Genomic DNA, 22,823 nt, shown 5'->3' on the forward strand with positions numbered 1-22,823 from the left:
GCTGCGCGACTGCCACAACCCGCGGCTATCGGTCAACCGTCTCGCGCACAACAACCATCTTGCCGAAGCCGGAGGCCTTGCCGGGCTCGGTCTCGACCAGCACCACCAGATTGCGTTCGCCCTGGCCGGCGGGCAGCGTGACATCGAGCCGCGCGGGGGCGGGATCGCGCTTTTCGGCGATCTTGCTGCCATCGATCCAGATCTCGGCGGTGCCGGCCAGCTCGGTAAAGGTCAGCACGCCGCCGCGCTGGCGGACCCGAGCCGGCGGGGTGAAGTCCATCTGATAGCCGTTCCAGCGGCCGTCCTGCGAAGGTCCTTCGAGCCTGCCCGAGCGGCCACGTGCAGTGGCGTAGCGGTCGTCGGTGCCGATCTTGGCTAGGGGATCGGGCCGGGTGGTGGTGAACGGGGCGCGGGCCCAGAAGCTCAGCAGCATCTCGGGCCGGGTACTGGCGACCTGCGCGCGCGGCTTGGCGGCAATCCGGTCGATCGTCAGCGTCGCGGGCTTGAGCCCGGCCGCGGTGGCGCGAAGCGTGAGCCTGCCCCGCCCGGCATCGGCGCGGACGATCACCTGGGCGAGGCCGTTGAACAGTTTCCTGGTGTTGCCCTTTTCCGGGTCATGGTCGTTGGGGTTGCCGTTGCCGAGACCGATGATTTCACCGCCCTCTATCGTGAAACTCGCAGGCAGGTTCACCAGCGGTACGTGCCGCCCGCGCGAATCGATAGCGTCCACCGTAACCGGCTGGGCGTCCTCGCCGTCGCCCGCCATCACCCGACGATCGGGAGTCAGGCGCAGCGCGACCGGCGCGCCGACGGTCTCGATCACCGCATGCGAGACTTCGCGTCCGCCACGATAGCCGATCGCCTCGAGCTTGCCAGGCGCATAGGGGACCTGGAATTCGGGCTGCTTGAGCCGATCCACCGTCGCCTCGCCGACTGGCTTGCCGTTCAGGCGCAGTACGACGCGCTCGGCATTGGTCAGCGCCACCACGCGGATCGGCTGCCCTTCCTTGCCCGGCCAGCTCCAATGCGGCTGGAGCGCGAGCACGGGTTCGTCGTCGATCCATTGTGCGCGGTGCTGGAGGAAGGCGAGCTTGGGAAAGCCGCAAATGTCCATGATCCCGAAGAAGCTCGACGTGGACGGCCATTCGAACGGCGTCGGCTCGCCATGATAGTCGAAACCGGTCCAGACGAACCCGCCGGCGAGGAACGGGCGCTCGGCGATCGCCTTCCAGGCGGCGCTGTGGGTGGCGCCCCAGGGCGCGCCTTCGTCGTCATAGCTGGTCATGACGTTGCGGGCCTTGTCGCTCGCCCATTCGCCACGGGTCGCAAAGGCGCTGGTGTCCTCCGAGCTGGTCAGCGGCTTGTCCGGGAACGCGGCGTGATATTTGTCGTATTGCGGGATCTGGTAGTTGAACCCGACCACGTCGACTGCGTGGCTGACGTTGAGCGGCGTGAACATCCCGTCGTTCATCGCCGCGGTCACCGGGCGGCTGTCGTCGAGCGCCTTGACCACCGCGGCCATGCGCCGGACCATCTCATAGCCCTGCGAGCTGCCCTGCATCGGCTCCTCGTTGAACACCGACCACATGAACACCGAGGGCCGGTTGCGGTCGCGGCGGACCAGCCATTCGAGCTGCTCCATATAGTCGGGGCTCGGATTGAACTGGCGGTTCTCGTTCATCACCAGCAGGCCGTGGCGGTCGCAGGCGTCGAGCAACTCGGTTGGCGGGGCATTGTGCGACATGCGGATCGCGTTCGATCCGAGCGCCTTCAGCCGGCGAATGCGCCAGTCCCACAATGCGTCGGGAATCGCGGTGCCCACGCCCGCATGGTCCTGGTGGTTGCAGGTGCCCTTGATCTTGAGCGGCTGGCCGTTGAGGTGGAAGCCGGTCTTGCTGTCGAAGGCGAAGGTGCGGAACCCGATATTGATGCGGCGCTCGTCGACCTGCTTGTCGCCCGCATGCACGGTCACCAGCAGCGGATAGAGCGTCGGGCTGTCGGGTGACCATAGCTCAGGGTCCGCCACCGGCAGCGCGATGTTCGCCGTTGCGGCGACCAACGGGCGCACCGATACTTCGTCCGATCCGACTGCGATCTCCTGACCGTTTGCGCGCAACAGTCGCGCGCGAACGGTGACCGCCCGGTCGGCGGTGGCGACATTGCCGAGCGTGACTTCGACCGGGACGCTCCAGCTGCCGTCTGCGGTGCGCCGCGGGTCGCAATGCACGCCGTCGGTGACGATATGCACCGGCTCGCGCACCGCCAGCCAGATATGGCGATAGATGCCGGCGCCTTCGTACCACCAGCCTTCCATCGGCTCGGCATCGACGCGGATCGCGATCGTGTTCAATTCGTCGCCGAAGCGCGCATAGGGGGTCAGGTCGACATGGATGCCGTTATACCCGCTCCAGTTGCGGTCGACGATCGTGCCGTTGATCCAGATCGTCGCGTGCGTGGCGATCGCGCCGAAGTCGATCTCTAGGAACTTGCCCTTAAGCGCCGGATCGAGCCGGATCGTGCGGCGATACCAGCCCACGCCGCGGCGGCGATAGCCCTGGGCGATGTTGGCGCCGCGATCGACCGGCGCCTCGATCGCCCAATCGTGCGGCAGGGTAACTTCGCGCCAGTCGCTGTCGTCGAAGGTTAGTCCCGCGGCGCCGTGCGAGGCACCGGCCTTGGCATTCTCGTAGCTCGCCTGATGGCCCTTGATCTCGGGCATCGGCACGTCGCCGAGATGGAAGCGCCAGCCCTGGTCGAGCAGCAGGCGGCCGGGTTCCTCCGGGGTCGGGCGCGGATCGAGGCCGTCGCGCGGCGCGGGCATCGGCAGGTCATTGCCGTTATAGCTGTCCACCGCCTTGGCGCGGGCGGGGAGCGCGGGAAGCGCGGACGCCAGCGCCGTGGTTGCCAGAAACGCGCGCCGATCCATGCTTCTTCCCCTTATTTGCCCAGCCGCATCGTCACCGGCTTGGTGCGATCGATCGAAATCACCCCGTTCTTTTCCTCAAGCTCAGCGATCTGGAGCACGGTGCGTCGGCTCCAATCGGGATCCTTGGCGGCTTCGGGTTCGCCCGACTGGTGGACGAAGTAGACCAGATAAGCGCGGTCGCCGGAAACGATGACGTCGGGATGCTGGACCTTGGCGCGGTCGGTCGGGCGGGTGCCCGGCTCGCCACCGAGATAGCCGGGCTGCGCGGTCCACTGCTCGCCGTCGGGCGAATGCTGTACCAACAGCCCCTTCCACGCGTCGCTGACCAGCCACCAGCGCCCGCGCCAGCGAAACGCCTTGGGGCCTTCGCCGGGGGTGTCGGTGACAGCGCCGCGCACAGTCCAGGTCTTGAGATCGGCGCTGTCGGCGTACTTGATCGCTTTGTTCGCGCGCTCGTCATTGAACCACATGCGGTAGCCGCCCTGCGGCAGTGCCAGCACGCTCGCGTCGATCACGCGGTCCGAGCCGAGGTCGACGCGCTCGCCGCACTTCCAGCTTTTGAGGTCGCCGCTGGTGAGGTGGACGAGGAAGCGCGGTGCGTTCCAGTCCTGGAACACGCCGGGCACGACGGTGATCCACATGTGCCAGGTATCACCGAAGCGCTGGACTTCGGGCGCCCACAAGGTTGCGCCGGTGCAGCTCGCTGGAATCGCCGCGGTGCCCGAATAGCGCCACTTCGCGCCGTCCTTCGATCGAGCCACGCCGATCGTGGTGCCGTGCACCCAGCTGACGTCCTTGGGGTCGGCGAGCTTCAGGTCGGCGCGGCGATTGGTGTAGAACATCACCCATTCGCCCGTCCTGGCGTCATGGACGGTCGAGGCATCGGCGGCGCCGTCATGTACCGGATCGCGGAACAGCGGGACCGAAGCGACGGGGTCGGGGGCGAGCAGCGCCAGCGCAGCGAACAGCATCAGCGGCGCACCGCGGCGAGGGTGTTCCTCCCCCAGAGCTGCGCATATTTCCAGCCGGACAGATCCTCGACGACCGCACGTGCTTCCGGCGAGGTGGGCTCGGTGCCCCCGGCGCGAAGATGGTCGATCTCGGCCATCAGCACGCCATGCGTCCGCGCATTGAGCCGGAAGCGCCACGAGGCGAGCAGGCCGGCGAGCATGACCAGGATCGGCCCGAGGATGAGCAGCCAGGTGATCGTGGCGATCGCCTCCGGGGTCTGCTGCATGGCTTCGCCGGGTCCGGCCTTGGGCGAGACATAGCCGCCAAGGTCGATGATGAAGCCGGTGCAGATGATTGCGGCGGATTGCGCGAGCTTGCGCACCAGCGTCATGACTCCGGCGAAGATGCCCTCGCGGCGCTGGCCCGTGACTGCCTCGTCGACGTCGGGCAGGTAGTTGTAGATCGACCAGGGCACGAAGTTGAGCGTGCCGCGCCCGAGCCCGGCGAGCAGGATCGGCACGAACAGCCAGAAGATCAGCACCGGACTGAACGTCGCCGAGGCCGGGTTGAGCGCCGAGAGCATGTTTCCGTCGAGCGCGCCCAGGTCCGCGACGAAGCCGGCAGGCCGCAGGTAATAGAAAGCCAGGAACAGCAGCAGCCCGGTGCCGAAGAAGCTGATCGCGATGCGATAGGCGATCACCGGCCCGGTGCGGATGACGATGTTGATCGCGATCATCACCGAGATGAGCTGCGCCACATACATGATCGTCAGCAGCTGCGAGATGATCAGCGTCGCGCCCATCATCACCGTGACGACGAAGATCGGGAAGGCGGTGTTGAAGATGTCCTGCGAGATATAGCCGCCGAGATAGATCGACAGATGCTGGCGGAACGCGCGGATGCGCAGCGTCGAGAACAGGTCGCGGAACATCACGACCGGGATCAGCAGCGCAGTCTTGAGGTCGAGCGGGGCCGACTGCACCTGCTTCTCGGCGTCGGTATAGGGGCGCTCCCAGGTGAAGATCACTACCAGGGTGACGACCAGGCTGAAGATCGCGCCGAAGATCGCGGCCATGATCAGGAAGGTGCTGGGCGAATCCTTGCCGCCGAGGCTGCCGATGATCAGCGTCGGCAGATAGGAAGCGAGGATCGCGGAGCTCTGCGCGACGATCATCCGCGCGCCGGCGAACTTCGCCTTCTTGCGATAGTCGTTGGTCATCTCCGCGGCGAGCGTCTCCCACGGGATGAGGAACATCGTGTAGACGAACTCGAAGAAGATGAAGGTCAGCAGGTAGTAGGTGAAGCTGTGCCCGGCGATGAAGATCAGCGCGAAGCTGGGCAGCAGCGGGATCGTGGCGATGAGGAAGATTTTCCGCCGCCCGATGCGCCGGCCGATCCAGGTGTGGCGCAGATTGTCCGACACGTAGCCGATCAGCGGGCAGGTGATCGCCTCCAGCAGCCGCGGCAGGCCCAGGATCAGCCCGGCTTCGGCGGCAGACAGATTGCAGAAGGTGGTGAAGAAGTAGAGCAGCCAGCCGGTGATGACCGCCTGTGCGCCTGCGCCGAGCATGTCGCCGGAGCCCCAGCCCCAATAATTGTACCAGCGCGGCTGACGGTGCGCGGATGCGGTGGGCGCGGAGGCGCTGCTCGCCATGCGGGGTTTCCTCTCTGGGGTACAGCCGCCGGGAATTCGACACCGTGCCGACACCCGTTCTTTACTCCATATTCTGAACCGCTATCATGATATGTGGAACGACATCAAGTCGGCGGGAGAGAAGAGGATGCGGCTGGGACGCACGATTAGCCAGGCATTTGCGCTGGGCGCGCTGCTGCTGGCGCCGGCCGCGATGGCCGACCCTGCGGCGCAATGGGTCGACACGCTGACCGGGCACAAGGTCATCCGGATCAGCCGCGAGGCCGACAGCGCCAGCCTCTATTTCCACCAGAACAGCTACACGCCCCAGGGCGACAAGATGGTGATCTCCGTCCCCGGCGGGATATCGGTGATCGACCTCAAGAGCTGGGAAGTCACGCCTTTGGTCAAAGGGAAGGGGCTGATCCTGCTGTTCACCGGCCGCAAGACCCGCACGGCATATTATCAGACCCGCGCGGGCGAGGGGAAACCCTGGACGATCCACGCCGCCGATATCGACTCGGGCAAGACCCGGAAGATCGCCGAGATCAAGGAGGGGTTCATCGGCTCGATCAACGCCGACGAGACCTTGCTGCTCGGCCAATGGGCGGAGACCGACAAGCCGCTCCAACCCGGCGCCAAGCCCGGCGACAACAACAAGTTCGGCCAGGCGCAATATGCCGCCAACTGGCCGGATGGCCGCCCGATGACCTATGCCGATGCCAAGGAGGTCCGGCTCAACGACCGGCTCGAGGCCAAGGTGCCGATGGAGATCTTCACGATCGACGTGAAGACCGGGGCGCGGAAGGTCGTCACCGCCTCGACCGACTGGCTCAACCATATCCAGTTCTCGCCGACCGACCCGCAGCAGATCATGTATTGCCACGAAGGGCCGTGGCACAAGGTCGACCGGATCTGGACGATCCGCGCCGACGGCACCGGCAAGAAGCCGATCCACAATCGCACGATGAACATGGAAATCGCGGGCCATGAGTTCTTCTCGCCCGACGGCAAGACGATCTGGTATGATCTCCAGACCCCGCGCGGCGAAGTGTTCTGGCTGGCGGGCTACGACCTCGAGACCGGCAAGCGCCGCTGGTACAATGTCGAGCGCAACGAATGGTCGGTGCATTTCAACCAGTCGCCCGACCATAAGCTGTTCTCCGGCGACGGCGGCGACAGCGAGATGGTCGCGCACGCGCCCGACGGGAAGTATCTGTACCTGTTCACGCCCAAGGCGATCCCGGACGTCGCCGGCATCCACGCGCCGGGTGCCGAGAACCTCATCGCTCCCGGCACGCTAGACTCCGAGAAATTGGTCGATATGCGCAAGCACGACTACCGGCTCGAGCCCAACATGACCTTCACCCCCGACGGCAAATGGATCGTGTTCCGCGCCAACTTCGAAGGCGCGAACCACATCTACGCCGTCGAGCTCGCCAAGGCGCCGGTGAAGTGAAGGGCACCCTTCGCGCCGGCCTGGCGCTGGCGCTCTGCCTTGCCGCGCCTGCCTTTGCCCAGCCGACCGAGCGCTTGTCGATCGACCAGGACTGGCGGCTGTCGGTCGGCGACAAGGTCGACGCCATGGCGCCCGCATTCGACGACAGCGGCTGGAAGCGGGTCGATGTCCCGCACGACTGGTCGATCGCCGGCCCGTTCGACGAAAAGGCGCGCGCGACCGGATCGGGCGGCTGGCTGCCCACCGGCGTGGCCTGGTATCGGAAACATTTCGCGTTGCCCGAAAGCGCCCGCGGCCGACGGGTGTTCGTCGAGCTTGACGGGGTGATGGATCGCGCCGGGGTGTGGATCAACGGCCATCATGTCGGCCACCGTCCCAATGGCTATTCGAGCGTCCGCTACGAGCTGACGCCGTTCCTCAAGGTGGAGGGCGACAATGTCCTCGCGGTCCGCGCCGACACCTCGGCCCAGCCGGCCTCGCGCTGGTATGCCGGCGGCGGCATCTATCGCCACGCGCGCCTCGCAATCAGCGGCGACGTGCATTTCGACCAGTCGGGCATCGCGGTGCGCCCCGCCAAGGTAACCCGCGAAGGCGCGGACGTGACCGTCAACGCCAGCATCCGCAACATGGGCGACAAGGCAGTCAACGCCACGCTTTCGGTCGCGATCCGCGATCCCGGCGGGCGAGTCGTAGCGCAGGGCGAAAGCAGGCGCGGCGGGCTCGACGCCAATTGGACCGACGCGCTCGAGGCCAAGCTCCGCGTCGCCAATCCGCGGCTGTGGGACACGACCGACCCGGCGCTCTACACTGCCCAAGTCACGCTCACCGGCGCGGACGGTAAGGTGCTGGATCGGCAGACCGAGCGCTTCGGCATCCGCGACGCGCGCTTCGAGGCCGCGACCGGCTTCTGGCTCAACGGCCGCAACTTCAAGCTGAAGGGCGTCGCGATCCACGCCGATGGCGGCGCGTTCGGCATGGCGGTGCCGCTGGCGATGTACGAGCGGCGGCTGCGCGGGCTGATGGCGCTCGGCGTCAACGCGGTCCGCACTGCGCATCATCCCTTCTCGCCCGAATTCCTCGATCTGTGCGATCGGCTCGGGCTGATCGTGATGAACGAGGCGTTCGACATGTGGACGGTCGCCAAGAACCCCAACGACTATCACCTGTTCTTCACCGACTGGTCGTCGCTCGACGCGCGCGATTTCGTCAAGCGCGACCGCAATCATCCCAGCGTCGTGATCTGGTCGATCGGCAACGAAATCCACGACACGCCCTATCCGCTGGTCGCCAAGTCGATCGTCGAGCGGCAGATGAAGATCTTCCACGCCGAGGATCCGACGCGCCCGGTGACGATGGCGCTGTTCCGCCCGAACACGACCAAGGATTATGAGAACGGCCTCGCCGACATGCTCGACGTGGTCGGCCAGAATTATCGCGAGAACGAGCTGGCCAAGGCGCATGCCGACAAGCCGTCTCGGAAAATCATCGGCACGGAGAACAGCAAGAACCGCGGCAGCTGGCTCGTGGTGCGCGATAATCCGGCCTATGCCGGCATGTTCCTGTGGACCGGGGTCGATTATCTCGGCGAGGCCGATCGCGCCGGCTGGCCGGTGATCGGCAACCCGTCGGGCCTCACTGACCGCAGCGATTTCGTAAAGCCGATCGGCTGGGAGCGCGCGGGCTGGTGGGCCGAGAAGCCGGTGGTCAAGATCGCGCGGCGCGTCACCGAGGTGATCGACACCAGCGAGCTGCCGACGATGGTCGGCGTGGCGATGCCGCAACCCCGCGGCCCCGGCGCGCTGATCGACTGGTCGCCGGAGAATCGCGCGCCGCACCCGGAAGCGGTCGAGGTCTACAGCAACGCCGCCAGCGTCGAACTCTTCCTCAACGGACGGTCGCTGGGCAGCAAGCCGCGCCCCGCCGACGACAGCGCGCGCCGCTGGGACGTCGGCTTCGCGCCCGGCACGCTCCGCGCGGTGGCGCGCGATGCCGCGGGCAAGACCGTCGCGACCGACGAACTGCGCACCGCCGGCGCGCCTGCCGCGATCCGGCTGATCGCCGAGGCCCCGACGATGGGCAGCGACTTCGACAGCGTCGGGTTCGTCCGAGTCGAAGTGGTCGATGCCAAGGGGGTAGTCGTGCCGAGCGCGGCGAACCGCGTGCGCATCGCGGTCGAGGGGCCGGGCAAGCTCGTCGCCTATGACAATGGCTCGCCGACCGAGCATACGCCGTTCGCGGCAGCCGAGCGGCCGGTGTTCGGCGGGCACGCGCTGGCGATGCTGCGGGGAACCGGGCCGGGGACCGTGCGAATCCGCGCGACCGCACCGGGGCTCAAGGCAGGGATCGCGACAATGGTGACGCGATGACGCTGCGCCTGCTTGCCGGGGCTGCGGTGGCGGTCCTGGCGGCAGTCGTAACACCGCCGCCGGGCGCGCGCTCGCAAGCGGTTGAGGCGGAGGCCGTGCCGGTGCTCGGGCCCAAGCCCTTCATCGCCTATTTCAGGCCAGCACCGGCCAAGGAGCTGTCGCGCATCGCTTGGGGCGCGGCCGAAGTCGGGCCGCGCGATATTCGCAATGGGCTCGAAGACGCCACGATGGCCCGGTGGAACTATTGGGACGGGCAGGTCCTCAAAGGACCGGACGGCAAGTACCGCATGTTCGCGAGCCGCTGGAATCAGGCACTCGGTCACAAGGCGTGGGGCCTCTCCGAAGCGGTCTGGGCGATCAGCGAATCGCCTTTCGGTCCCTATCGCGACATGGGCCTGACCTGGCCCGGCGACGAAGCGGGCAAGGGGCACAACATCACGGCGCTGCGCCTGCCTGACGGTCGCTACGCCGTGGTGACCAGCGAGACCCGTAGCGGCGACGTGTTCGTCTCGTCTTCGATCGACGGACCTTGGCGCAAGCTCGGCAGCATCATCGTCGACCAGAGCGCGTTCACGTCGGTCAAGACTCCTGGCGATCTGCCCAATACTGCGCCGGCCAAGCCCTGGAAGGCATCCAACGTCAGCCTGATCGCGCGGCCGGGCGGCGGGTTCGCCATCATCCAGCGCTCGGGCCAGATCCTCGTCAGTACCAATGACATCCTCGGCCCCTACAAGGTGATGGGCGACAGCATCTATCGCGGGCTGCCGGGGCTGCCGCAGCGCGACATGCGCGCCTATGAGGATCCGGTGATCTGGTTCAGCGGGGGCTGGTATCATGTTCTGGTCAACCATTGGCGCGAGCGCCGCGCCTATCACCTGATTTCGCGCGACGGCGTGACCGGGTGGCGCGTTCAGGGCCTGGCCTATGAACCCGGCGCCGATTTCATCCGCTACACCAATGGCGTGGTGAACCACTGGAACAAGCTCGAACGTCCCGGGGTGCTGATCGAAAACGGCCATGTCCGCGCGCTGACCTTCGCGGTGGTCGATACGCCCAAGGAATCGCAGACCGGCAGCAACGGCCATGGCAGCAAGGTCATCGTCGTGCCGTTCGATGGTGTCGCGATGGACCGCGATCTGCGCGATGCCGACAAGGACCCACGCCGCTAGCGGCGGGCGCTCAGTAGGGCACGAAGCGAATCGCTTCGACCAGGATGCCGCCGGTTTCCGCGCCCAACTCGATCCGATGCGTGCCCGCGGTGACCGCTTCGGGCAGTTCCACCGAGATGCGGTTGTCCAGCACTGCCTGCGCCCAGGCGGGATTGCCTGTTTCGCGCGTGATGTTGAGCGGATACACCTTGCCGTCGATGCGCAGCACCAGCTGCAGCGGCGCGCCGTCGCCATCGGCATAGGTCGGGATCAGATCGACGATCGCGCGCCAGCGGCCGGTCGGAAGGGAGAGCGCGGCCGTGCCTGCGACTGCGCGGTCGGTGCGTGATCCGAGGACCGGCCCGTTGCGGCCCAACCCGGCGACCGAACGCCAGCTTCCGGTGAACCTGCGGAGATCGAGAGTGATGTCGCGTGATGCCGCAGGCTCGGCGAGCACCGCCGGCGGCGGTCCGGCGGACGACGGCGCGGGCAGCACCGGCGGCGTGAGGCGATAGCTCTTCCACTGGCCGTCCGCGGGTTCGACGGCGATGAAGCCCCGCCATTTGCCGGCGGCGAGTGCGTCATAGGTGCCGGTCAGCCCGGCGATTCGCGCATCCGCCGCGCGTGCTTCCGTGCCGCGGGCGAGGGCGCGGGGCAAGTCGGCGTCGCGGAGCCGGTCATGCGCCTCGGCGGCAAAAAAGCGGCGATTGGCTTCGGCAGCGGCTTCGACCGGATAGCCGAGCAACTCGAAAAAGGCGTCACGGCGGGCTTCGGGGATCTGCCCGGCAATCCTGCGGACGCTGGCGACGTTGCGATCGAAAGCCACCAGCCGGGCATCGGCCTCGGCGACCGAATAGGGGCTCATCCGCGCCTTCTGCCCGGGCAGATGCCATTGCAGATGTTCGGGCCGGCGGATGAAATTGAGCCGGTGATGCTCGGCGAGGACGGCGGCGATCTCGTTGGCCTGCGCAGCGTCGATATTCTCGGCGACCCAGCGCCGCGTCCAGGCCTCGACGCCGAGCGCGCGGGTGCCCGGCGCGTCCCAGGCGAGCGACAGGAAGTAATCGGTCTCCCGCTCGGCCGGCTTGATATCGCCGACATTGACGATCCACATTGCGCGCGCGCCGAGGTCCCAGGCGCGCCCCATTTCCTCGGCGATCAGCGCCGTGGGCGTGGTCGATAGCCACAAATACGAGAGCGGCGCACCGAGATAGGAAAGGTGGTAGTAGATGCCCGATCCGCCGGGACGCTTGCGTTCCGCGGGCGTCGGGAAGCGGCGGATATAGCCGAAATTGTCGTCGGGCCACATCAGCGTCACGTCGTCGGGAATCTCCAGCCCTGCGCGATAGACGTCGAGCACTTCCTTGTACGGCGTGAACACCTGCGGCACGCGCTCGACTTGGCGGGAAACATGCCGGGCGAGCATCGCGCGCTGGTCGGCAATGATGCTCTCCAGGAATTTCCGGCGCGTCGCCATGTCGTCGGCGCCCTGCATCCCGCTGTCGTGGATGCCGCGCATGCCAAGCGTCCAGATGCTGTCGTACTTCCCGTTGGTGCGAGTGCGCTCGTCCCAATAGGCGCGGACGCCGTCGGGGTTCTTGCCGTAATCATAGTCGTGCGCATCGGCGGTCCATTCGCCAACATTGTTGCGCAGCATCGGTTCGGCATGCGACGAGCCCATCACGATGCCGTAGCGGTCGGCGAGCTTGGCATTCTCGGGGTTGGCGTTGAAGGCCGGGCTGATCTTGTGCATCGCGGGCCACAAGGTGTTGGCCTTGAGCCGCAACAGCAGTTCGAACACCTTGGCATAGGTCTTGGCCCCCATACCGCGTGTGCCGGGCTCGAAGACAGTCGCCGACCAGGGCGTGAGGCCCCAATCCTCGTCGTTGATGAAGATGCCGCGATATTTGACCGAAGGCGGTCCGAAGCGGCGCGTGCCCGGACGCACGCTGAGCCTGGCCTGGCGGAGCGGCGTGACGTCGGCCCACCAATGCCAGGGCGATACGCCGATCGCGCGCGAGAGTTCGTAGATGCCGTACGCAGTGCCGCGGCGGTCGCTGCCCGCGATGACCAGCGCGCGGCGCACGCCGGGGGCAGGGCGCTCGACAGTGGCGATGACGAAGCTTTCCCATGCGCCGGCGAGGCGCTTGGCGTCGAGCTTGCCGGTGGCGATGAGGCCGTCGATCGCGGGGTTCCTGCCGATCGTGCCGGCCCAGATCGGATCGCCGCCCGCGGTCTTGCCGGTGACGGTGGCCAGGTCGCGGCGGAGGTGGTCGGCGGCAAGCGTGACGACATCGGCGTCGCTGGCTGCGGTGATCACAGTAGCGCCGGCGAGGTTCAGGCCGGGCGCGTCAGGCCGCGTGTCGATCCAGTCGGCGAGCTGGGCGTGCGTGGGGGTGGCAAGAAGGAGGGTGAGCGCCAGCAGGAATGATGCAATCCCCTTATCCTGCCCTGCGAGGGGGTGGCGCCGAATGCGTCGGAGGGGGAGGATGGCGATGCAGCTGATGATCGACCGACGTGCTTCCGCCCCCTCCGTCATGCTGCGCATGCTACCGCCCCCTGGCGGGGAAGGATTTGTGGGCGTGGCAGCCGGCATCTATTCCTCGACCCGTACGCCGATGGCGTGCTCGCTGTGCACCGGCGTGCCGCTGGCCTGCGCTACGCGGACCCGGCGGAGGGTGACGTCGCGTACCGGCAGCTCGGCCTGCCCCTTGATCTCGCTGACAAACTTCGCGCGCTCGACGCGCACGTCGCTGACATGGATGCCTTCGATCGGGGTGAGCCGGCGGTCATAGGTCGGAGTCAGCGTGCGCCATTGGTAGAGCACGTCGGTGTCGACGCTCAGCACCCCGCCCGCGACTTCGGTCGCGCTGACGTTGGACAGATGGATGTTGCGCACGAATCCGCCGCGCCGCTCGTTGGTCTTGACGAACAATATGTTCTGGATCGTGCTCTTCGCGTTCGAGCCCTGATGGTCGAAATGGCAATTGTCGACGAAGACATTCTCTATCCCGCCCGATAGCTCGCTGCCGATCGCCATCAGCTGGTGGCCGTTCTTTACACGGCAGTTGCGCATCACGATGTTGCGCGCAGGCGTGTGCAGCCGCCAGCCGTCATGGTCGCGGCCTGACTTGACCGAGATCGCGTCGTCGCCCTGGTCGAACACGCAATCCTCGATCAGCACGTTCTGGCTCATCTCCGGATCGACGCCATCGTTGTTGTGGCCATGCGCTTCGATGCGCACGCCGCGGATGACGACGTCGCGGCACAGATGGGGATGGATCGTCCAGAACGGGCTGTTCTGAATCTGCACGCCTTCGATCAGCACATGCCGGCAGCGATTGAACTGGATGAAGTGCGGGCGGAGATTAGCCTCGGCTCGGGTCATGTCACGTCTGGCGACGGGCACGCCCTTGCGCGCCATCTGGTAGAGTTCGACCAGCGCATCCATGTGCGGCTTGGGCCGCGCATACCAGATTGCCCAGGTGTCGAGCCGGGCGAGCAAGATGCCCTGGCCGGTGATCGCGACATTCTCGCAATCATAGGCGTAGATCAGCGGCGAATAGTTCAGGCACTCGATGCCCTCCCAGCTCGTCGGCACCGCGGGGAGGTAGTCGCCAGGATCGGGCGAGAAGGCGAGCGTAGCGCCTTTCTCCAGATGCAGCTCGATATTGCTGCGCAGGTGGATCGGCCCCGACGCCCAGATCCCCGCGGGGATCACGACCCGCCCGCCGCCCGCGGCATAGGCCGCGGCGATCGCATCGGCGACGGCGCGCCGGTTCGCCCGCTGGTCGTCGGGCTTCGCGCCATATTCGGTGATCGGAAAGCCGCGCACGGCGCCGAAATCGGGAATTTCGATCGCCGGCATGTCGAACGGCGCCGCGACGCGCACTGCCTTGCGCCGTACGCCCTGCGCCGGGGCAGGCGCGGCGGCAAGCAGCGGGAGCATCGCCCCCGCTGCCAGCACGTCGCGGCGGAACATCAGATATAGGTCCGCAGGAACTCGCCGAGCGCGCAGATCGCGAGGCTCTGGCCATAGGGCATCGAGGTCAGGCGGATGTCCTTGTAGAATTGCTGGGTGTCGCCCATCGCCGTGCCGAAGCTGACCTGCTGGAGCTCGCCGGTCGCGTCGATATTGGCGAGCACGCCCTTCACTGCCTTGATCCCGACCTGCTCGTATTCGCGCGGCAGATAGCCCTTCCGCACGCCCTTGAGGATGCCGTACGCGAAGCCCGCGGTGGCCGAGGCCTCGAGATAGCTGGTCGGATCGACGATCAGCGTGTGCCACAGCCCGGTCTCGGGATCCTGCGTCTCGGCGAGCGTCTTCACCTGCGCGGCGAGCGTATCGATCAGGAAGGTGCGGAACGCGTCGCCTTCGGGCAGATCGAGGATCTCGATGATCTCTGGGATCGCGATCGTCACCCAGCAATTGCCGCGCGCCCAGAGCGCCTCGGCGAAATTGTGCCGGCCGTTGAAGTCCCAGCCGTGGAACCACAGGCCCGTCTTCTTGTCGAAGAGATACTTGATGTGGACGAGGAACTGGCGCTTGGCCTCTTCCACGTATTGCGGGCGACCCAGCAGCAAGCCGATCTTGGCGAGCGGCAGCACCGACATCATCAGTGTGTCGTCCCACATCTCGCCGGGATTCTCGTCGTTATAGACGATGTGCTGGAAGCCGCCTTCCTCGGTCTTGGGCAGGCCGTCCTTGGCCATCAGCCATTCGCACCAGGTGTCGAGATACGGGATGTAGCGCGGGTCGGGCTCCTGCTCGTACAGGTAAGCGAGCGTGATGAACGGTGCGACGGTATTGATGTTCTTGGTCGGCGTGCCTTCCTCGAAGCGATCCTCGAACCACTGCTTGATGATCGCCAACGCCTTGTCGTCGCCGGTCTGCTCGTAATAGCGCCACATGCCGAACAGGCCGACGCCGTGGGTCCATTCCCAGCCGGCCCAGCCCTTGGTGTCGATGATGCGACCGTCTTCCAGATGGAGGAGGAATTCGCCGGTCTCGTCCTTGATGTTGACGAGATTGTCCATGAGCAGATCGATTTTCGACGTGATCTCGCTGCGCGGAACGTCGTGCGTGAGGGCGGCCAATTAGAGTCTCCTGGTATGGGTAGAGGTGCGAGTCACTGGGTGACTCCATAGTCCTTCGCCATCTTTTGGTAGAGGCGAATGAAAGTCGGATCGGCGTCGTAGCGGCCGCCGTGATCGCGGGGCTTGCGCGGCGCTGGCGGCGCGGGCGCGGCACCCGGCGCTTCGGCGCTGTTGATGCCCTGCGAGAGTAGATTGGGCTTGGGTCCCTCGCCGGCGCTGACGCCACCTTTCAGGAAGATCGCTTCCTGGTGCCGGGTCGGCTCCCAGATATAGCTGCCCCAGCCATTGGCGCGCGCGTGGACGAGATCGTTGAGATAGCGTTTCCGCGACGAATATTCGATCGCGAAGAAGCCCTTGTCGGGATAGCGCCTGGCGAATTCGGCGAAGGTACGTTCCCAATCGCCCTCGGCCTGCTGCTGGTAGCAGGAGAAGCCCAAAGCATCGAAATCCACGCCGCGCTCGATCAGACTGTCGGTCCAGTGGCGGACGATCGGCCAGTGCCGGCCGAGATGGTTGTGGATCGCCAGCGGAACGCCGGGCAGGGTCGCGCGCGTCGCCGACACGCCGGCCTTGAGCAGCGCCGCGAACCGATCATACCCGCCCGCGCCGGTCACCTTCATATGGACGTCGTCGGTCTGCGGGTTGCCGGTCGGGATGGTCAGCGGCACGCGGCCCTCGGGCCACAGCATCCCGAAGGTCGTCTCGTTGCCAAGGATCGCGAGGTCGGGTGCGGCGCCGGCCTTTTTGAGCGCGGCCCAGGTATCGGCGGTGTAGCGGTGGACGGTGTCGACCAGCTTTGCGAAGGGCAGGTCGGCCCAGGCGGCGGGCTTGTTCTGGTGCTGCGGATCGGCCCAGGTGTCCGAATAGTGCAGCGTCGTCGAAAGGTGGAACCCGGCGCGTTTGATCCGCAGCGAAAAGTCGGTGATCTGTTCGAGGCTGCACCACGGGCCGCCCGGCTTGCCCTTCGAATAGCCCTTGGCCGGATCGACGAACAGCCGCAGCTTGAGCGCGTTGAACCCGGCCTCGCGGAAGATCGCGAGCGGGTCCTTCTTCACCCCGTCGAGATAATAGGTCGCGCCGGCGAACTCGTCCTCGGGCACCCAGGAGATGTCTGCGCCGATCAGATAGGGCCAGGGCCGCGCGCCCTTCGCCGCTCGCGCGGGGAGCGGCGCGAGCGCAAGCGCCGCACCGCCTGCGATTGCCTGGCGGCGCGTTGCCTTCACTTGAGCTCTGCCGGCGTTGCGGGGGCGGCGACCATCCGCACGGGAATGCCGCCCTTCACATTGCGCAGCGTCACCAGCTTGACCGCCTCGAGCGCATTGCCCGGCGCGCCGTCGCTGGTCACCGCGAGTGCGATGCTGTTGCGGCCGCGATGGTTGAGCACGCCCTCGGGGATCGGGAACACGCGCTGCGGGCCGACATGCGCGATGAACTGCCCCATGTTCCAGCCATTGACGAAGATCAGCACGCGATAGGCCACCTTCGAGCGCGGCGTGGTCGTGTCGCCGAAGGCGAGCCCGATCGTCGCATCCTGGCCCTTGGGCACGGCGAGGTCGAAGCCGGTGCGATACCAGCTCGTGCCTTCGCTCGCCTGCGCGGCGGGAAGCGAAGCCATCTTCCAGCCGCGATCGTTGAACCCCGGCAGAGTCCAGCCGCGCCGCTCGCCATCGAGCCCGCCATTGTTGGGCACGCCGCGCACCGGATCGAACAGATCCTCGCTACGGCCGTTGATCTTCCACGCGATCGGGATCGCGAAGCTCGGGCCCGCGACGGGCTCGATCGATGCCGAGACCAGCCCGCGCGCTTCCTTGTGGAAGTCGTCGGCGTCCAAGTCCCAATTATGCCCGTTGTTGCGCACCATCACCGACAGCACATGCTCGCCGGGCGCGCGCGCCGTGTCGGGCAGCGTGAAGCTTGGCGCGCCCGTAGTAATAGGGCGCGGCAGCCCGGCGGGAATCTCGTCCTGCCCAATCAGCTTGCCGTCGAGGAACACCTGGACCATCCCCGAGCCGCCGGCGCCGTAGTGCAGCTTGAGCCGCTGCGCATCGGCCGAGCCGGAAAAGCGCCCACGATACCAGATATCGCCTTCGTGGAAGCCATAGGCGTCCATCAGCATGTTAGGCTGGCCATCGGCGCGCGCAGTGATGCTGGCATAGGCGCGGTTGTCGATCCTGGCCCAGTCGCGGTCGTTGAAATCGGGATCGGCCTCGGGCGAGCCGCCCGCGACGCGCCAGTCGGTGAGCACGGGGAGGGGGAAGCCGACCGGTGCCGCCAAGGGTGCGGTGGCGGTGACGCTGCCCGAATGGGTGCGCGTCGTCGCAACCTTGAGGCCGTTCCACGTCGCGCTGCGAGCGTCTGCCGGTGCCCAGATCTCGAGCGGAGTGGCTTCGCTTGTGTCGCCGGTGAGGGCGAGCACGCCCTTGGCGGTCTTGGCGCTGCGTACCAGCGCAGGGCCGCGGACGAGCACGTCACCGGTGCGCCAGAACTTTGCCCCTTCAGCCTCGTCGCCGATCAGCAGCAGCAAATCGGGGCGGCCGCCACCGCTGATCCGCACGCGGGTAAGCCCGCGATGCGCGTAGCGCAGCTTGAGGTCGCCCTTGGTGTCGAAGGTCGAAGTCGCGCCGCCTTCGAGCACGGTGACCTTGGGCTCGCTGGCGTAGCGCAGCACGGTCTCGCCGGCCTCGCCGGTGCGGCCGTAGATCAGTGCGACGTCGCGATTATCCTGCTTCAGGATCGTTTGCAGCTCGGACGTCGAATAGACGAGGCGCTGGCCACCCAGGTTCACACCGGCGACCAGCCACTTGGCGTCGAAGCCGTCGAGCTCGAGCGGCAGCGTATAGTGGCCGTCGGGCAGGTCGGCAGTGACGGTGAAGCGGTCGCTGGTCTGGCCGTTCGAGGGCTTGTGCGTGACGAGCAGGAAGCGCGCGTCGGTCTCGGGCGACTTGTTGTGATAGACTTGGATGCGGTCCGACGAGATTTCGGGTCTGCCCGCCGGGATCATGCCGGCAAGATCGGGCACCGCGGCGATCAGTCCGCCGAGCTGCTTCAACTCCTCGGCCTTGGGGCGCACCTCGCGCGTCTCGGACAGCGCCGAGCCGTAATCATAGCTGGTGAACACCACCGGTGCCGGCAGCCAGCCCCAGCTCGTGCCGCCAAAGCCCATATAGAAGCTCTGGATCTGGATACCGTTGGCGAGGTTGGTGCCGTAGAACACCCGCTGGAAGCGCTTGCCGCGCTGGACCGCATTGCACTCGTATCCGCCGTTCGATCCCCAATAGTCGAACCAGCCGCCGCCGAACTCGGCAAGGAAGCCCGGCGTGTTGGGCGATGCCGAGGCACCGCCCCTGGCGCCGCCGGGGCCGTAATAACCCCAGTCGGGCGCTGCTGACCCGCGGGTGGGCTGGCCGTTCACCGTGCAGGTGCCGCCGGGATAGCCGTCGAACGCGTACATATGGTTGGGACCGGGGACGGTCTTCTCGACCTTGCTATCCTCCGGCACCCAATAGCCGTTGCGCCCCTGGTCGTTGTGGAAAATCGGCACGTTGATACCGTCCGCCAGCGCCTTGGCGAACAAATGATCCATGTAGCGGCGCTGTGCCGGGGTGGTCAGCGCCAGCTCGTTCTCGATCTGGTGCAGGATCACGTTGCCGCGATTGCCCTTGCCGTCGCCGTTGATCTGATGCTTGACGATGATCGCGTTGATCCTGGTCAGCCATTCGTCCGAGGCGGCAAGATATTCGGGATCGTCGGTGCGGGCGCGGCCGCGCTGGTTGACCAGCCAGCCGGGGAAGCCGCCACGGGTCAGCTCGGCGTTTACGTATGGGCCGGCGCGGGTCATCACCCACAGGCCTTCTTCCTCGGCCATCGTCAGCAGGCGGTCGATGTCGCGAATGCCGCTGAAATCGTAGACGCCCTTTTTCGGACTGTGGAAGCCCCAGTCGAAATACAGCGCGACGGTGTTGAACCCGCTCGCCTTCATTTTCTGGAGTATGTCACGCCACAGATCGGGCGAGGGCAGGCGGAAGGCGTGCATCTCGCTCGACCAGACGACGAGGCGCTTGCCGTCGATCATCAGCGAGCGCGCGTCGTAGGAGACCCGGCCGAAGCTCTTGACCGGTGCGTTGAAGTTGGCGGTCTGGCGGGCTTCCTGCGCAGCGGCGGGAACGGCGATCAGCGCCGAAGCGGCGAGGAGGGCTGCGCGGATCATGCGAGGTGGAACACCGGCTTGAGGGCCCATTCCTTCGGCTTGTTGCCGGGTTCGACTTCCATCAGCGGCGCCATGTGATCCCACCATTTCTGCATTACCGGATGTCCCGGAAGCGCCTCACGCGTGTTGTCTTCGGTAAGCTTGAGCACCGCGAACAGCGACAGCGTCTCCTCGTCGAGGAAGATCGAATAGTCACGGACGCCACTGTCATGGAGCAGCTCGGCTAGCTCGGGCCAGATCGCGTCGTGGCGCGCCTTGTATTCGTCGACGACGCCGGGCTTCAGCTGCATCCTGAATGCGTGGGTGCTGGTCATGCCCTCTCCTGGAACCCATTATGTGGGATTGTAATACAACATTTGGATAGTCGAACCGCGGCGCGGCGTCAAACGGACTCGGGCCAATATTGCGCATCCGCGGCGCGCGCGGCAGCGTCGTCGAGCAGCACCGGTGGGCGACGATCGTCCCGTTCGCGTCGCAGCCGCAGCTTCTGCACGTCGAGCCCGATCACGTGCCGCGCCCAGAAGCCCCAGGCCGGCGTTGATCCGAACATGCTCGGTTCGGGATAGGCATCGGCGAGTTCGGGTGGAGTTGCGACCGGCTCGGACAGCCCGCCGCGGAAGGCGAGGTCGATGTCGCGCAGCTGGACGCACTCGATCGGGTGCTCGGGCAGGCCGGCGAGGATCGCGGCGAAGCGCGGGTCGATGCCGGTGGCGGTTAGTCCGCGTATCTCGACATTGCGCATCGCCCCGGGCCGGGTGCCCTCGGGCCCGCGCAGCCGCGCGCCGAGGCGGAGAAAGAGCGGCGCGGTGGTGACATCGTCCATCGTGATGTTCTCGGCGAGCACGCCCTCGATCGCTCCGCCGTCGACGGTCTCGAGCGCGAGCCCGCGGCTGCGCTCGAAGCGGCAATTGGCGATGCGGATGCGGCGGAAGTCGCCGTTACTCTCGGTGCCGATCTTGATACGTCCAGTGACGCGGTCGCGGTCGGGGGAGAGCTCCTGCGTGCGCTGGCGGGTGCCGTCGAGCATGGTGCCGAGATCGAAGCCGCTGACGGTGCAGTCGCGGATCGCGATGTCCTCGCAGTTGGAGCGTTTGCCGAGGCCGAGCGACGTCTTGAGCACGATCGCGTCGTCGTTGGGCGTGTTGACGCGGCAGCGCTCGACCCGCGCGTTGCGTACGCAATCGAGGTCGAGCCCGTCGCGGTTGGTGTCGATGCTCAGGTCGGTGATGTCGAGCCCGTCGACTTCGCTGGCGAGCAGCGCGAAATGCCCGCCCTTGAAGATGCTGAAGCCGTCGAGCCGGACGCGCTTGCAATGTGCCAGCGCGATCGCCTTGTTGCCCAGGCCCTGCATCGCTTCGCGCGAGCGTTCGAGCTTGCCGATATCGGCGGCGGGCATGGCCGCCATCGACAGCGGTCGCTCGCCCGCCTGCTTGCTCCATGGCGTGCCCGGGCCGTTGCGGGTGAGACCGAGCCCGAGGATCCGGCCCTTGCCGATGATCGCGATATCCTCGGCATGCTCGGCCCAGATCAGGCTGTTGTGCCAATGGCTGTGGCCGAAATCCTGGTACAACTGCGGACCGCGCGGCTCGGGCGGATCATAGGCGCCGAGCAGGCCCTTCTCGGCGGCGATCAGCGTCGCGCCTTTATCGATCACCAGCGTGACGCGGCTCTTCAGTCGTAGCGAGAAACTGAGATAGTCGCCGGGCGGCAGGATCACCATGCCGCCGCCCGCAGCCTCGGCGGCGAGGATCGCGGCGTTGATCGCAGGGCTGTCGAGCGCGACACCGTCGCCCTTCGCGCCGAAATCGCGAACGTCGAAGGTCGCGCCGGTGCGCATCAGTTGCCGGCGGGCCGGACGTTGCTCTCGGCGAGGCTGGCGGCGATGGCGCCTTCGGTAAGGTCGGGGCTCGCCGCATCGAAGCTGCGCGCCGCGGGCTTCAGATGCTTCGCCAGCTCCGGCACCTGCGCCGCGATGTCCGCTGCCACGGCGCGGGCGAGGAACCATGCGCCGGGATTGTTGTGGTGCGTCCGGTCCTTGCCGCCGTCGTTGAACAGCTTCGAGGCCGCGTCCTCGCCCAGCGCCTCGTACAAGGCGACCGTGCGCTCCTGCAGATCGAGCAGCGGCACCTTGTCCTCGCGCGCAACCTTGCGCATGGCTTCGCCATATTCGGCGAGCGTCCGCTTGACCTTGCCGCCGTCATAGTTGCGGCGCTCGGGCGAGGTCACCAGCACCGGATGCGCGCCGCGACGCCGCGCCTCGGCGATATAGGTGCGCAGCCAGGCGGGGTAGGTGACCGTCGGATCGGCATAGGTCTGCGGCCAGTTCGCCTTCTGGTCGTTATGCCCGAACTGGATCAGCAGCCAGTCGCCCGGCTTCACCTGCGAGAGCAATTTGTCGAAGCGAAGCTCGGTGACGAACGACTTGAGCGTTTCGCCCGATTCCGCATGGTTGGCGATCGCCACGTCGGGGCCGAACAAAGCCGGCAGCATCTGCCCCCAGCTTGCCGCGGGCTCCGAGCGCTGGTCGGTCACGGTCGAATCGCCGGCGAGGAACACCGTCGGCACTTCGACCGGCTCGATGTCGATCGAGGCCACCCGCGGATCGCCGAGGAACTCGAGCGTCAACTTGTCGTCCCAGGTATAGCTGCCCGCCTCGCGGCTCTTGAGCTTCACTTGGCTGCCGCCCGGCGCATTGGCCGGCGGCGGGGCGAGCTGGGCATTGCGGACGTTCACGATGAAGCTTGCGGTGACGTACTGGCCGGGCCTGGTGGTGATGTCGCGCAGCATCAGCCGGCGCGATTCGGCCTTGACCGTCACGCGCCCGCCGAGCCCGACGGTCACCTTGTAATTGCCCTCGGGAACCGCGGCGGAGAACAGGAATTCCTTGCCGTGGCGCTCGGGTTCATAGCCGAAGCCGCCTTGCTCGTACGGTTTGTCCGCCGCCACCGCGACGCGCCCGGTGGCGCGCTTGGGTGGCTCGAGATCGAAGCGCAGCACCGGTCCCGCCGTCGCCATCAGCATCGCAGCCAGCAGCAT

Annotated in this window: 14 protein-coding genes; 3 read left to right on the plus strand and 11 right to left on the minus strand. The window is 66.7% G+C overall.

Annotation, left to right across the window (positions count from 1 at the left end; genetic code table 11):
- Nucleotides 1-25 precede the first annotated feature (25 nt).
- From galA to BXU08_RS17745, 3 genes are read right to left on the minus strand one after another with little or no spacing between them, the layout of a single operon-like run.
- Complete coding sequence (gene galA / locus BXU08_RS17735; RefSeq protein WP_077511281.1) at nt 26-2,926, minus strand: beta-galactosidase GalA; 2,901 nt, start codon at nt 2,924-2,926, stop codon at nt 26-28.
- A gap of 11 nt (nt 2,927-2,937) precedes the next feature.
- Nucleotides 2,938-3,897, minus strand: a complete 960-nt coding sequence (locus BXU08_RS17740; RefSeq protein ID WP_253190421.1) for a glycoside hydrolase family 43 — start codon at nt 3,895-3,897, stop codon at nt 2,938-2,940.
- Nucleotides 3,897-5,531 (minus strand): MFS transporter, encoded by a 1,635-nt coding sequence (locus tag BXU08_RS17745; RefSeq protein ID WP_077511283.1) that lies wholly within the window; start codon nt 5,529-5,531, stop codon nt 3,897-3,899. Before BXU08_RS17745 ends, BXU08_RS17740 begins: the two co-directional genes overlap by 1 nt.
- 127 nt (nt 5,532-5,658) lie before the next feature.
- Here BXU08_RS17745 and BXU08_RS17750 point away from each other — a divergent pair, with 127 nt between their 5' ends.
- From BXU08_RS17750 to BXU08_RS17760, 3 genes are read left to right on the plus strand one after another with little or no spacing between them, the layout of a single operon-like run.
- Nucleotides 5,659-6,969 carry an oligogalacturonate lyase family protein gene (locus BXU08_RS17750; RefSeq protein WP_077512578.1) on the plus strand — a complete coding sequence of 437 codons (1,311 nt, stop codon included), beginning with the start codon at nt 5,659-5,661 and terminating at the stop codon, nt 6,967-6,969.
- Nucleotides 6,966-9,335, plus strand: a complete 2,370-nt coding sequence (locus BXU08_RS17755) for a glycoside hydrolase family 2 TIM barrel-domain containing protein (protein WP_253190422.1) — start codon at nt 6,966-6,968, stop codon at nt 9,333-9,335. The genes BXU08_RS17750 and BXU08_RS17755 overlap by 4 nt, the downstream gene beginning before the upstream one ends.
- Nucleotides 9,332-10,504: a glycoside hydrolase family protein gene (locus tag BXU08_RS17760; RefSeq protein WP_077511287.1), complete on the plus strand. Its 1,173-nt coding sequence runs from the start codon at nt 9,332-9,334 to the stop codon at nt 10,502-10,504. The genes BXU08_RS17755 and BXU08_RS17760 overlap by 4 nt, the downstream gene beginning before the upstream one ends.
- 10 nt (nt 10,505-10,514) lie before the next feature.
- Here the strand turns inward: BXU08_RS17760 and BXU08_RS17765 are convergent, their stop codons facing one another.
- The 8 genes from BXU08_RS17765 to BXU08_RS17800 form a co-directional block, all read right to left on the minus strand.
- The gene (locus tag BXU08_RS17765; protein WP_253190423.1) at nt 10,515-13,031 is read right to left on the minus strand and encodes a glycosyl hydrolase 115 family protein; all 2,517 of its coding nucleotides are present in this window, start codon (nt 13,029-13,031) and stop codon (nt 10,515-10,517) included.
- A gap of 48 nt (nt 13,032-13,079) precedes the next feature.
- Nucleotides 13,080-14,465, minus strand: coding sequence for a glycoside hydrolase family 28 protein (locus BXU08_RS17770; RefSeq protein WP_077511289.1), 1,386 nt, complete (start codon nt 14,463-14,465; stop codon nt 13,080-13,082).
- The gene (locus BXU08_RS17775) at nt 14,465-15,580 is read right to left on the minus strand and encodes a glycoside hydrolase family 105 protein (protein ID WP_077511291.1); all 1,116 of its coding nucleotides are present in this window, start codon (nt 15,578-15,580) and stop codon (nt 14,465-14,467) included. The genes BXU08_RS17770 and BXU08_RS17775 overlap by 1 nt, the downstream gene beginning before the upstream one ends.
- Before the next feature lie 32 nt (nt 15,581-15,612).
- A complete protein-coding gene (locus tag BXU08_RS17780; RefSeq protein ID WP_077511293.1) occupies nt 15,613-16,803 on the minus strand; it encodes a glycosyl hydrolase 53 family protein in 1,191 nt (396 codons plus the stop codon).
- Nucleotides 16,800-19,787 carry a beta-galactosidase gene (locus BXU08_RS17785; RefSeq protein ID WP_171982565.1) on the minus strand — a complete coding sequence of 996 codons (2,988 nt, stop codon included), beginning with the start codon at nt 19,785-19,787 and terminating at the stop codon, nt 16,800-16,802. Before BXU08_RS17785 ends, BXU08_RS17780 begins: the two co-directional genes overlap by 4 nt.
- Nucleotides 19,784-20,101: an L-rhamnose mutarotase gene (locus BXU08_RS17790; protein ID WP_077511295.1), complete on the minus strand. Its 318-nt coding sequence runs from the start codon at nt 20,099-20,101 to the stop codon at nt 19,784-19,786. The genes BXU08_RS17785 and BXU08_RS17790 overlap by 4 nt, the downstream gene beginning before the upstream one ends.
- Before the next feature lie 68 nt (nt 20,102-20,169).
- Nucleotides 20,170-21,624 (minus strand): glycoside hydrolase family 28 protein, encoded by a 1,455-nt coding sequence (locus BXU08_RS17795; RefSeq protein WP_150125569.1) that lies wholly within the window; start codon nt 21,622-21,624, stop codon nt 20,170-20,172.
- Nucleotides 21,624-22,823: a rhamnogalacturonan acetylesterase gene (locus BXU08_RS17800; RefSeq protein ID WP_077511297.1), complete on the minus strand. Its 1,200-nt coding sequence runs from the start codon at nt 22,821-22,823 to the stop codon at nt 21,624-21,626. Before BXU08_RS17800 ends, BXU08_RS17795 begins: the two co-directional genes overlap by 1 nt.

This window comes from Sphingomonas sp. LM7, assembly GCF_002002925.1.
Taxonomy (GTDB): domain Bacteria; phylum Pseudomonadota; class Alphaproteobacteria; order Sphingomonadales; family Sphingomonadaceae; genus Sphingomonas.

Bases quoted from the DNA above. Each gene is read 5' to 3' on its own strand.
- BXU08_RS17765 (WP_253190423.1), bottom strand. From the start codon at position 13,031: ATGCGCAGCATGACGGAGGGGGCGGAAGCACGTCGGTCGATCATCAGC.
- BXU08_RS17770 (WP_077511289.1), bottom strand. From the start codon at position 14,465: ATGTTCCGCCGCGACGTGCTGGCAGCGGGGGCGATGCTCCCGCTGCTT.
- BXU08_RS17800 (WP_077511297.1), bottom strand. From the start codon at position 22,823: ATGCTGCTGGCTGCGATGCTGATGGCGACGGCGGGACCGGTGCTGCGC.
- BXU08_RS17785 (WP_171982565.1), bottom strand. From the start codon at position 19,787: ATGATCCGCGCAGCCCTCCTCGCCGCTTCGGCGCTGATCGCCGTTCCC.
- BXU08_RS17745 (WP_077511283.1), bottom strand. From the start codon at position 5,531: ATGGCGAGCAGCGCCTCCGCGCCCACCGCATCCGCGCACCGTCAGCCG.
- BXU08_RS17750 (WP_077512578.1), top strand. From the start codon at position 5,659: ATGCGGCTGGGACGCACGATTAGCCAGGCATTTGCGCTGGGCGCGCTG.
- BXU08_RS17740 (WP_253190421.1), bottom strand. From the start codon at position 3,897: ATGCTGTTCGCTGCGCTGGCGCTGCTCGCCCCCGACCCCGTCGCTTCG.
- BXU08_RS17795 (WP_150125569.1), bottom strand. From the start codon at position 21,624: ATGCGCACCGGCGCGACCTTCGACGTTCGCGATTTCGGCGCGAAGGGC.
- BXU08_RS17760 (WP_077511287.1), top strand. From the start codon at position 9,332: ATGACGCTGCGCCTGCTTGCCGGGGCTGCGGTGGCGGTCCTGGCGGCA.
- BXU08_RS17790 (WP_077511295.1), bottom strand. From the start codon at position 20,101: ATGACCAGCACCCACGCATTCAGGATGCAGCTGAAGCCCGGCGTCGTC.
- galA (WP_077511281.1), bottom strand. From the start codon at position 2,926: ATGGATCGGCGCGCGTTTCTGGCAACCACGGCGCTGGCGTCCGCGCTT.